Annotated in this window: 7 protein-coding genes; 1 reads left to right on the top strand and 6 read right to left on the bottom strand. The window is 32.7% G+C overall.

What is annotated here, in order from left to right:
* Positions 1-277: 277 nt before the first annotated feature.
* Positions 278-1,693, bottom strand: a complete 1,416-nt coding sequence (locus AC3Y25_RS22270; RefSeq protein ID WP_489904273.1) for an HmuY family protein — start codon at positions 1,691-1,693, stop codon at positions 278-280.
* Between the two features lie 12 nt (positions 1,694-1,705).
* Entirely contained in the window at positions 1,706-3,871 is a 2,166-nt protein-coding gene (locus AC3Y25_RS22265) for a TonB-dependent receptor plug domain-containing protein (protein ID WP_489904272.1), read from the bottom strand.
* Positions 3,872-3,976: 105 nt separating this feature from the next.
* Between AC3Y25_RS22265 and AC3Y25_RS22260 the strand changes: the two genes are divergently transcribed.
* Positions 3,977-4,879: a DUF6607 family protein gene (locus AC3Y25_RS22260; protein WP_489904271.1), complete on the top strand. Its 903-nt coding sequence runs from the start codon at positions 3,977-3,979 to the stop codon at positions 4,877-4,879.
* Between the two features lie 70 nt (positions 4,880-4,949).
* Here AC3Y25_RS22260 and AC3Y25_RS22255 read toward each other — a convergent pair whose 3' ends face one another.
* From AC3Y25_RS22255 to argS, 4 genes are all read right to left on the bottom strand, one after another.
* A complete protein-coding gene (locus AC3Y25_RS22255; RefSeq protein WP_427875162.1) occupies positions 4,950-5,657 on the bottom strand; it encodes a hypothetical protein in 708 nt (235 codons plus the stop codon).
* 253 nt (positions 5,658-5,910) lie between these two features.
* Positions 5,911-7,386 (bottom strand): RagB/SusD family nutrient uptake outer membrane protein, encoded by a 1,476-nt coding sequence (locus tag AC3Y25_RS22250; protein ID WP_489904270.1) that lies wholly within the window; start codon positions 7,384-7,386, stop codon positions 5,911-5,913.
* 4 nt (positions 7,387-7,390) lie between these two features.
* Entirely contained in the window at positions 7,391-10,561 is a 3,171-nt protein-coding gene (locus AC3Y25_RS22245) for a SusC/RagA family TonB-linked outer membrane protein (protein ID WP_489904269.1), read from the bottom strand.
* A 362-nt stretch (positions 10,562-10,923) separates the two neighbouring features.
* Entirely contained in the window at positions 10,924-12,702 is a 1,779-nt protein-coding gene (gene argS, locus AC3Y25_RS22240; RefSeq protein WP_489904268.1) for an arginine--tRNA ligase, read from the bottom strand.
* Positions 12,703-12,919: the final 217 nt, after the last annotated feature.

Raw genomic sequence — 12,919 nt, 5'->3', positions numbered from 1 at the left:
ATTATAAAATATGAAGAACTGCATTCAAAAATTAAACCAATTAAATAATGGTTAACTTATTGCAGAAAAAATTTGTGCAAAGATAGAATAACATTTTGTATCTGTTTCATTTTAACAAGAAAGTAGAACAAAAAAAAGAGGTTAGAATTTCTAACCTCTTGAATCAAAAAAAAATAAAAAAAACAAAGCTAATGATTAACTAAACTTTAATGCCGAAGCATTTTTTAAGTTAAAATGAAATATTCTTTATAATCTTTAGATTTTTTCATCTATGAATTTATTTTAAGATCGCATATTGGAATGTTGGATAACCTCTTTCTCCAGCGGCATTTAAACCAGCTGTAAATCTTACTTTATAAACATTTCCTGCTGGATCTTTAACCACATAGAAACGATCTGATCTAGCTGCAAATCCCGAAGTTGGATTACCATTTGCATCTGTTCCTGAAACAGTTCCTCTCCAGTTTGAACCAATATTTCTTTGATCGTCTGTGAATTTTGCACTTTCAACATTTGTCAATGTAAAAGCATCATATGCGAAAGCTGTTGTAAGTACTTGGTAAGTTCTTGCACCACCTTTAACGTTATTTAAAACGAAGTCCGCAAAATTATATGGCACTAAACCTGTTCCAAAATTAGTTGTATTAGTAAAACTTGTGAAGCTGATATCCCATTGTGCTTTCTGAGGCTCAACACTAACTGTTTTCTTGTCTAACAAACTTAAGAATGTAAAGTTATAAGCTGCATTTTTAGTAATAGTAATTTCATTATGAGTAGTTGCAGCAATATCAGCGTACTGAACTTTATAATCATTTCCACTTCTTAAGATTCTAACTTTTTTCCATCCTCTAGAAGGTCCATTAGCAGTGCCCTCATTTCCAGTTTCTGGTTTAGTTGTCGCTGGGTTACTTCCCATGTTAATCACATAAACTTTATTTTCACTGTCTGTCGCTGAGATAGCTGCAATAGTAGTTTTAGTAATATCTCCAGCTGGATCGTCTACTTGAGTTGAACTACCAGATCCTTGATTGAAAATCATAGTTGCATCTTCCTCCTGAACTTCATCGATATTTGTACTCGCAGTTTGTTTAGCAGACATTTTCACTGTATGATTTATTATAACTCTAAAATCTGTTCCAGAATAAAACCCTAAATCCCATGAAACTCTAGGAACAGCAGTCATTTTTCCACTACTTAAATCAACAAAAACTTGATTTGGTTCAGTAGGACCTCCAACTTCTGGAGCCAATGCATTTCCTAAAGATGCAGTTTCATTAAAATTTACCTGAATAGACTTATTTTCAGAAATCACAGCATTGATAGAAGCACTACTAATAGTGAAAACTACATTTTTAACTTCGCCTTCAATAGCTTCTTTTAATTTCTTAAAAGTAAATGTCACAGAAGAAACATTTTGATCAAAAGGAACGATTAGTTTACCAGCAGCGATTGCTGGCGTAGTACTATAATCTGTGCCACTTGCAACTGCTGTTTCAGTGTAAGTTAAAGTTAAAGAACCTGCCGATGCAGTTGGAGAAGCAAATTTAATTTCGATTGGAGTCGTTTCAGCAGATAAATTTACTGAAGTCGCTGCAAAAGCTACAACATTGGCTTGAACTGCTTCATCATCACTACTACAAGCGCCAATGGCAAGCAATACGAAAGATAATATTAAAATAAAGTTTTTTTTCATGGTATTGATTTATTAATTAAAATTTAGATTATATGAAAGTTTTAAGAAGTAAGATCGGCCGTAGCCAAGCATCATATCGCTAGAAGTTCCTCCTCCATGCGCGCCGCCACTTGCATCGCCACCGCCGCCATTTTGCACAGATTGCAAATTGGTTACGTTAAATAAGTTTCGAGCTCCGAGTGTAACTTCAAATTGATTTTTAAAAAATGCTTTTCGGATAGAAGCATCCATCCAACTGTAAGATTCTAATGTACTTAAGAAGAAACCCGATTTCCCGTCTGTACCAGTACCTGCAACATATTGTTGCTGTTGTCCATTATATTTGTAAAAAACAGCTAACAAAGTATTCCATTTCGGAATGTTATAAGAAATACTTGAATTTAATCTGAACGAGTAGAAAAACTTATCATCAGACACCAAATTTTCAGCTGCCAAATCTAATTTTCTAGAAATACCTACTACAGCTGCTCCCAACATTACATTCCAGTTTTTATAAGTATATTGTTCAACTGTAGAAATGTTCCACATTTTATATTTGTTGATGTTCATATATCTATAATTCCAAGTGGGAGTTACCTGTGTAACCACCATATCAATTCTGTCATCAACATCTAAATACGTAACCGCTAAATTGTTAGATATTTGAGCGCCCGAATCAAAAGAGCAAGCTCTTTTAAAACTAACTTCATACGACGTACTGTTTTCAGGAATCAGATTTGGATTTCCTTGCATATTATGGTTTGAATCAACAAAATAAGTATACAGCTCATCAAAGTTTGGAGTACGATAGGATTTACCTAAAGAAGCTCTTGCTTCTAATCCTTTATCAAAAAGATATCTTAAACCTAATGAACTTGCATATTGATTATCAAAAGCGCTTTGAAATGAAAATCGAAGCCCTGGACGAATGGAGAATTTCTCGTTTACGCCAATTTCTGCAACTGAATAAATATCATAATTTTCAAGTCTCTTTCTAATATCTACCCCTTGCTGATTATCATCTCTAAATGCCCCAACTGAAGAGTCATAGAAACCATTCTCGTTAGTGATTTCATAGCCAAGCTGAAAGTCTACACTTTTATTATCAAAGAAATTGCTAAGTGCGCCTGTCGAATAAAAGACCTCTTTTGATTGATAAGTGGCTCTTTGATTATCTACCTCCTGTTTTGTATCTATGTGGTAGACAAAATTTTCCAAATCACGTTCTTGTTTCTGTTGAGAAACCGAAACATTATATTTTAATTTCGAGAAAAGATTTCCATTGGCATTTAAATGGTGGTAATAACGATTGGTGATATATCTTTTATCTCTCGAAAAATAAGTATCTGGAAAAGGGTAATTATCCTGTATATTTACTTGTGGATTGTAATAGTGAACATCTTCACCATAATAATCAAATTTGTAAAAAATTCTAAAACCATCTTTTTGGTAGCCTAAAATTGCATTCCCAACCAATTGTTCTTTCGGAAGCTGGGTATAACCTCTAAGTCCATCATTTTTATCATAATCTTTTCCTTTCTTATCGTCATAATAACCGGCCATCGCATTTCGATTTCCTCCAATATTGATAAACCAATTTTCATTAAAATTGTAACCAATTTTAGCCGATTGAATATGACGACCTTTATCAAAAAATGCAAACTCTTTACCTACTGTTTCTTCTTGAACGGTCGCATTAATCTGCCACTTATAACCGCCTCCTTTTTTTGTAATAATATTTAAAATACCAGTAACTGCATTTGCTCCATGGGTTACTCCCATTGATCCTTCGATAATTTCAATTCGCTCAACGTCGTCTAAGTTTACTTGGGTTAAATCTACATTTGTTCCCATTCCTGTATCGCTTACTAAAGGTATATTATCAACCAAAATTTTAAAATATTGAGAATCTAATCCAAACATTGAGACTTTAGAACGTCCGTCATCTCCATTAGATGTCACAGTAATATTTAAATACTGATTTAAAACATCAGCCAAATTATTTGCTGCCAGCTGTTTTATGTTTTCTTTAGAAATCACTCTAACATTAAAAACAGACTTTTTTATAGATTGTGGCTCAAACTGTCCCGTAACAACAACCTCAGAAAGCTTTTCCTTAGAAGCAATACTATCTTTCTGCTGAGCAAAAGAATATGTACAAAATAGAAATCCAGCAAAAAGGGTAATTTTAATTTTCATTATTTTTATTCAGTCTTAATAATCGATGCAAATATATAACTATTTTTAATTGTTCTAAATAAAATTTATATATTTGCGAAAAATTTAAAAACAAAACAATAAGTTATGATTTCAAAAAGCCTTTTTATGTCAGCCGCTTTGGCCTTAACATGCAGTCTTGGTTTTAGTCAGGACAAAAAACAACAAGACATTAAGTCAATTAAATCAATGTGTGGTTGTTACGAAGTGAAATTTAATTTTACAGAAACATTTTCATATCCAAAAGACACTCTTACTTATAAGCCGTCTGAAACAAAACACGAATCTGCATTAGAATGGGTAGAGTTATTAGAAGATACTCCAAACAAAATTGTAATGCAGCACTTATTGATTGTAAGTGACGATATGATCATCAAGCACTGGAGACAAGATTGGCTATACGAAAACACAGACTTATACTCTTTTGATAAAGGCAATACTTGGAAATACAAAAAGTTAGACAAAAAAGCGGTTAAAGGCCAATGGACTCAAAAAGTATATCAAGTTGATGATAGTCCAAGATATGAAGGGTCTTCAACATGGGTTCACGTTGACGGGCAAGATTATTGGGCAAACGTTGCTGATGCACCGCTTCCAAGAAGAGAGCAAACAAAACGTAACGATTACAATGTATTAAAAAGAAGAAACATTCATGAAATTACTTCTACAGGATGGAATCATGAACAAGACAATGACAAATTGGTTCGTGACGATGCTGGAAAAGATGTTTTGTTAGCACAAGAAAAAGGATTTGACGTTTATACTAAAGTTCCAGATATTAAATGTCTAGCAGCTCAAAAATGGTGGAAAGAAAATAACGCGCTTTGGAAAAACGTTCGTGACAAATGGCAGACTCTTTTTGACAGACACCAAGATTTAAACTTAGAGGCAAAAGTTGACAGAAAAGCACTTTACTCTCTTTTATTTGATTTGAAACCAGATACTGCAAAAGCAGAAACAGATAAAATCATTGACAAATTTGTTAAGTAATTAGAATTAGTTGTTAATAAAAAATCCGGAAGTTTTTATAGCTTCCGGATTTTTTTGTTTGTTCTAGTAATTACTGAGCACACTCAGAATAAGTAACAGCGTGTCTTGATAAATCTGTCCATTTTGGATCTGCTGCAGATGCTGTGATTAATTTGTCACATCCGCTCCACAATGTTGCAAACTCTTTTTTGTATTCTTTTTTCTTTAATAAAAATGCAGGTGCATCTTTTTTAGCAACATAGTAAGATTTAGCATCTCCACCTACAAATTTAATACCTCCAACTCCTAAAGAAGTAGTTTCTTTTGCATGTGGATCACAGTATATTTTAAATTCTTTACTAAATGCAGGGTTTAAAAGTTGCATTAATAATTTTGATTTTTTCTTTTTGATTTGCACATCAGCAGTTTCAAAATATGCGTAACCTTCCTTTAAGTATTCTTGGTTCAGTTTATCATCGTTCCATTTTTGAAAATCTGTACCAAAATCAATTTTTTTAGTCAAATTATCAAGTCCACTAGGTGGTAAGTACATATACTTAATATCCTCCGGTTTTAATTTGTGCTTTTTTCCAGCTGCGTCTTGTAATTTAATAAATTCAATTAACCCTTTGTCTCTATCAATATCACGAATAGTTCCGCTAATTTCTGTTCCGTCTGCTAGCGTAATGTAAGCTGTTTTACTGTGCGAAAATCCATAAGATGGGTTAATTAAATCTTGAGCTTTAGTTGCTGTAAATGCAAAAAGAAGCATCATTAAAAGTAAAGGTTTTTTAATCATTTGTTTTTGGGTTTAAATTTTGCCTACTCTCACGATTTTCGGCTTCCTCGTATTTATTTTATAGTATCGTAAGCCGATTTTTCTTCTTTGTCTATTGGCACTTTCAGCTGAAAAACAATCAATTATTTCTTACTGTAAACATACTTATAAAAACAACATACACAAATCTCGCTAATACTTTTTTACACGAAAATTCATTTAAAAAAATCCAGAAGTTTTAAAGCTTCCGGATTTTTTTGTTTTTTAATTTTTATTATAATGGATTTTGCACAATTAATGGATTGGCATTAATTTCCGCTTTAGGAATTAGCCACTGCCATCTTTTATCTGCAGGGTCTACACTTAAAACCCCATTCACAATACTTGAATCATGATTTGCACCAGTTCTATCTAATGATGAATTTGTTCTCTTCAAATCATAGAATCTAAATCCTTCACCCCATAATTCAATTCTTCTTTGTAAAAGTATTTCCTCAACTAAAGCTTGACCAGTGTTACTAGACAAAACATAAGCAGGATCTCTCATTATTTCAAAATCAAAAAGCACATTTGCTGCAGTAGCATCTCCAAGTCTCGCTTTAGCTTCAGCCTCTATCAGATACATTTCAGCAACTCGCATATACGGAACATCACATCTACTATCTCCTGTACTTATTGCTAAAAATTTCTGGCTAGTGTAAGGAAATTTAGCATAATTCGATGGCAATGAAAGAGCTGTATGGTTTCCTGTTTTATCAAATATTTTAGAACGAACATCCGTTTGTGGAATCATATTATATAATTTACTATTAATTGCTTTTGGGCACGAACGTATAACAGTTGAGTTGTAATTTCTTGACATATATGCTCCAAAGTTTCCAAAATAATCAGTTTGAACTTCATTTATATGACTTCCCCACATCCATTCTTTATTAGAGTAATCATTAAATCCCGCAACATAATCTGATGCAGACATTAGCGTTTTTCCCGTTCTCGCTTTGTTCGCATAATTTGCTGCTACTGCCCAATTCCCTTGAGTTAAAGCAACTCTTGCTTTCAGACCTTGTGCTACTTTTAAATCAAGATGTGAATTGTTGGGTTTTGTGTAATCAGCTAGCAAAACATTTGCTTCATCTATATCCTTATTAATTTGCACATATACTTCTTCTACTGTTGAACGAGGAAATTTATCATTGCCAACAGTCAAAATAATAGGAACACCAAGCTGAGAATTATTAATTCCGCTTATATATCTTTCTCCAAAAAGCTGAACCAATTGATAATGACAAAAAGCTCTATAAAGCAAAGCTTGTCCTTTTACAATTTTCTTATCTGCATCAGAACCGATGGACACATCTGCTGCATTTATAATAGTATTTGCATTTCTAATTATTCTATAATAAGTTCTAAACTGGAATCTTAAATCCTGAGAATTCTCATTAGAGAATGCTGCCCAGTTATAAACTTGCAAATACCAGCCATTAGTAACAGGGAAAACAATGTCATCACCAGCAATATCTATCTGCTGCATCAAACTGCCTAATCCATTTTCATTTTGATTTCCTTCATATCTTATATATAAAGATCTGTGAATACCATTCAAAAGAGTCATTAGGTTTTCAGTTGTTTTTGTTGCTCCTTCATAATCCACAAATTCTGTTGGCTTTTTATCTAGAAAATCATCCGAACAAGATCCAAAAATAATTATGCATACAAATGCAAATATCAATTTTATATAATTTGATTTCATAATGTTAAAAATTTAAATTCAGACCTAATGTTATTACTCTAGATGGTATATATCTATTCTGCGTTGTACCGTTAAAAGTTTGTGTAGGATCCATTCCCTGACGTTTTGTAAACAACAATAGGTTTTCTCCATTAACATAAACAGAAGCATTATCTATCTCTAACTTTGAAATAAACTCTTTTGGCATTTTATAAGATAAATTAATCTGTCTTAATGATAAATAATCAGAACCTTTTAACCATCTGTCTGAAGCGGCAGATGATTGAGTATTTCTATTTACATCTAATCGCGGAACGTCTGTAATATCCCCAGGTTTTTGCCACCTATTCAATATATCAGTACTAAATGCTGATCCGTAACTATTCCCAGTGTGCATTAAAACAGAATAATTTGTATCATACATTTGTCCTCCTATTTGGTAAGTACAAACAACATCTAATTGAAGGCCTTTGTATTTAAATGTATTCCCAAAACTTCCAAATAAATCTGGAATTGCTGAACCAGCATAATGGTATAAAGCTTTATTCTGATCGGTAGTTACATTTACTCCATTTACAACTCTTATAGTACTATCTCCAGAGTTCACAAATTGTGGATCAGCTACATATAAAGCATATCCATCTGCTGGATCCACACCATACCAATCTCTTAGCCAATAATCGTAAATTGAATGTCCTACTGAAAGTTTCTTCGTCCCATCAATAATTTCCCCTTGAGGCAACTTTGTAATTTTATTATTGATAGTTGATGCATTAATATTTAGGTTCCAAGAAAAATCATTTGTTTTGATAATTGCACCATCTAAAGAAATCTCAATTCCTTTATTTACCATTGAACCTATATTTTCCATTCTGTTATCCAAACCAGATGATAAGGGATTTGGAACTGCAAAAATTAACCCATCAGTATTTCTATTATAATACTCAAAACTACCTTTTAATCTATTTTTAAATAATCCAAACTCTACTGCAATATCTTTCTGAGTATTGACTTCCCATTTTAGATTAGGTGCTCCTGCAGCGTAAATTAACACACCGCCTTCTGTTCCGTTATCATATCCTAAACTATAAGTATTCTGACTAACGTAATAATTCAAGCCATTGATTTGCGAACCTGCATCATTTGTATCACTAATCGTATGTGAGTCATTTCCAACTTCTCCAATAGATGCTCTTAATTTTAAGTCATTAATCCATGTTTTTTCTTTTAAAAAATTCTCTTTAGAGATTACCCAAGCTCCTCCAAAAGACCAAAAATTTCCCCATCGATTATCTTTAGCAAATTTTGAAGATCCATCTCTTCGTAACGATGCTGAAAAAATATATTTATCATCATAGTCATACCCAACTCTAGAAAAATATGATTCGGTAGCGTAATTTCTCGTATAAGAATTCAAACCTGTTGTAGTCGCATAATTAACAAACTCTATAATCTCTGGAGCTACCTGACCGGTTTTAGTGCCCGTACTCCAATTTCTTTCATAATCGAAACTTTCATGACCTAAAAGTGCCGTAAAATTATGATTGCCAACTTTTTTAGAATAATTAAGTAACTGATTATATGTAACTCCTGTTAAAATTTTATCATCCTTTCCAATTAATCCTGTTGGCGCCCCATCTCCAATTAAAGTATTATAAGAATAGGTTCTATTCGAATATGTTTTATCGATTGAGGCATTTGTGGTGAACTTAAAATCTTTGAGGAAAGTTATTTCAAAAAATGTTCTTGCAGAAAGCGCTAATCCTTTTACTACATCAGTATCATTTAAAGTTTCATAAACAACATTTCGTCCATTAGAAGCACCCGACCCCCTAGTTGTTGAATAAACTCTATCGCCATTATCATCAAAGACATAATCTCCATTGGCGGTATGATCAAAAACTGGGTAAATAGGCCCCATCGTTCTTATTGTTCTAAATGGGTTTTTGAAAGAACTTGTATTTTCTACACCATCGGTCCCTAATTTAGAGTTAGTTAAAGCTCCTGAAATGTTTACTCCTGTTTTGAACCAATCTTTTAGACTTGTATTAAGATTTAATCTTCCTGTAGTTCTTTCGAAACCTGACTTTTGTATATATCCTTCTTCATTCAAATAACCGAGAGAAGCGAAATAATTTGATTTTTCCGATTTTCCTTGATAAGAAAAATCTACATTTTGGCGAACTCCAGCTCTTTCCAATTGTTTTTCCCAATTCAAATCTTGTGGATAAAGCAATTGAGCATTTGGATTTAATTTTCCATCTGTTCCAACAATACTATTTGCAGGAACATTGAATGGATTTGTAACTAGAACAACTGGTACTCTTGTGGAAGCATAAGCATTAGCTGCATCAATTTGAGATTGGTTTGCCATAGGACGACTATTTCTAATCGCCTCCCATTCTAGAGGATAATAATCAAAAGCATTCACTCTTTCGTAATCCTTAATTGAACGAGAAGTCATTCCCGTACTCATATTTAATGAAAACTTATCTTTTGATGACTTTCCTGTTTTTGTAGTGATTATAATAACTCCATTTGCAGCTTTTGAACCATAAAGAGAAGTTGAAGAAGCATCTTTTAGAACAGTTAGACTTTCAATATCACTTGAATTTAAGCTACTGATATCTCCTGCGTAAGGAACTCCATCAACAATATAAAGTGGAGTATTTGATCCATTTATAGAACTGAATCCACGTATTCTCACTTCTGGTGCGGCCCCAGGTTGACCAGCCGAACTTTGAATTTGTACTCCCGAAGTACTACCTTCTAAAACAGATAAAGCATTCGTTAAAGGTCTACTCTCAAGCTGTTCTGATTTAATTTGAGTTGCTGATCCTGTGTAAGAACTTTTTTTTGCTTTTCCATAAGCCACCTGAACAACAACTTCTTCTAATTGTTCTCCACCCTCCTGCATTTTAATATTTACAGAAGATGAATTTCCAACGGTAACCGACTGATCTTTCATCCCCATGTAAGAAAAAACCAGAACATCTCCCGTTTTTGCTTTAATCTTGTATTTTCCATCAAAATCGGTTTGAACTCCATTGCTAGTTCCTTTTACCATAACATTTGCACCTGGAATTGGTCCGCTTGCATCTGATACAATTCCTGAAATTGTTTTTTCCTGCGCAAAAAACAATTGAGCAGTTAACAAAAACACAAGAATTGCAAATCCTTTAAATTTTCTTTTCATTATAGTTTGTTTGAATTAAGGGGCGCAACTTATAAAATTAAATTAATTTTAACAAGATTTTACACTTATTTAACACCTAATAACATAATACTAAACTTACAAATAATTAAAATAAACAAAAAAACCACCTATTGCTAGATGGTTTTAATCCTGTATCATTTATACTAAAAGCTTACTAATTCAAAATAGTTAAAAAACGAATATTAGGAAGTATCTTAATGACTATGTAATTTAATACTGAGAAATCTGATGCAAAACTAATACAGAATCAAACCGAATATATTACCGTATAAGCCAAAAAAGCAATAAAAAAAGCCAATAGTTCAAAAACTATTGGCTTTAAAATTCTTAAGCTTTAATCCTTACATTCTCTCTGGAACTTCAATTCCTAATAATTGGAATGCTGATTTGATTACCTCTGCAACCTTTTGAGAAAGCTGCACTCTAAATATTTTTTTCGTTAAATCAACTTCTCCTAAAATATGTACTGATTGGTAAAAAGAGTTATATTCTTTTACTAAATCGTACGTATAATTAGCAATTAATGCTGGGCTATGATTCTGAGCCGCATTCTGAATTACTTCTGGGAAAAGCTCGATTTGTTTTACCAATTCTTTCTCTTTTTCATGCAATTCTTCGATTTCAATTTTATTAGAAAAATCAAAATCGGCTTTACGGATTATAGACTGAATTCTAGCGTAGGTGTATTGAATAAACGGCCCAGTATTTCCAGCGAAATCTACAGATTCTTCTGGGTTAAACAAGATACGTTTTTTAGGATCTACTTTTAAAATGTAATATTTTAAAGCTCCCAATCCAATTGTTTTATACAGTATTGCTTTTTCTTCGGCAGAATAGCTATCCAATTTCCCTAAATCTTCTGCGATTTGTTTGGCTGTATCGGTCATATCTTGCATCAAATCATCAGCATCGACAACTGTTCCTTCACGGCTTTTCATTTTTCCAGAAGGTAAATCTACCATTCCGTATGATAAGTGATATAAACTTGAAGCCCAGTCAAAACCTAATTTCTGTAAGATTAAGAATAATACTTTAAAGTGATAATCTTGTTCATTTCCTACAGTGTAAACCATTCCCCCGACATCTGGCATGTCTTTAACACGTTGAATTGCAGTTCCGATATCTTGGGTCATATAAACCGCTGTTCCATCAGAACGTAAAACAATTTTTCTGTCAAGACCTTCGTCTGTCAAATCAATCCAAACAGAACCATCTGGATCTTTTTCGAAAACGCCTTTATCCAAACCTACCTGAACAACATCTTTTCCTAAAAGATAGGTATTGCTTTCGTAGTAATATTTATCAAAATTAACTCCAAGATTACTGTAAGTTGTTGCGAAACCTGCATAAACCCATTCGTTCATTTTTTTCCAAAGCTCAATTACTTTTTCGTCACCAGCTTCCCATTTCTTAAGCATATCTTGCGCTTCGATAATGATTGGAGCTTGCTTTTTGGCTTCTTCTTCTGTTTTTCCAGCTTCTATTAAACCGTTAATTTCATTTTTGTAAGCTTTATCAAACTCTACGTAGTATTTACCTACTAGTTTGTCCCCTTTTAAACCAGATGTTTCAGGAGTTTCTCCGTTTCCGAATTTTTCCCAAGCTAGCATTGATTTACAGATATGAATTCCTCTATCGTTGATAATTTGAGTTTTATGCACTTTTTTACCAGAAGCTTTTAAAATCTCTGCAACAGAATATCCTAACAAATTGTTACGAACGTGTCCTAAGTGCAAAGGTTTATTGGTATTTGGAGAAGAATATTCTACCATAATTGCCTTCTCTGCCGGATTTGGAGCTACAAAACCAAACTGTTTTTGATCTTTTATTCCGTTAAAGAAATTCACATAATAACTGTCTGAAATAACAATATTCAAGAAACCAGAAACTACATTAAAGCGAGCAACCTCAGAAACATTCTCAACTAGATAATTTCCAATTTTATTTCCCAATTCAGCCGGATTGCTTTTGATGACTTTCAATAAAGGGAAAATTACCATTGTAATATCTCCTTCAAACTCTTTTCTAGTAGTTTGAAACTCGATTTTATCAACAGTAACATCAAATAATGCTTGTATTGCTTTTTGTATAGAAGGTGTAAGAATTTGTGATAATGACATGTAAACTTATTTTAAAGTGAGCAAAGATACTGCTTATTCATCAATTAGAGAAAATCAAAAACATATTAAATTCAGAAAAAGAGTTTCAATTTGACAAAAAAGCACATTTTTTAATTGTTAAAATTATCAAAAAATCAAAACCGTAATCTCTTACAAAACAGCCAACGAGAAAAAAAACATACTTTTTTATTTAATTTCTTGTAACATATCAACTGTA

The organism is Flavobacterium sp. LK-23 (assembly GCF_058135255.1).
The sequence above is the reverse complement of the archived record's forward strand: the minus strand, read 5'-3'. Positions and strand labels throughout refer to the sequence as shown.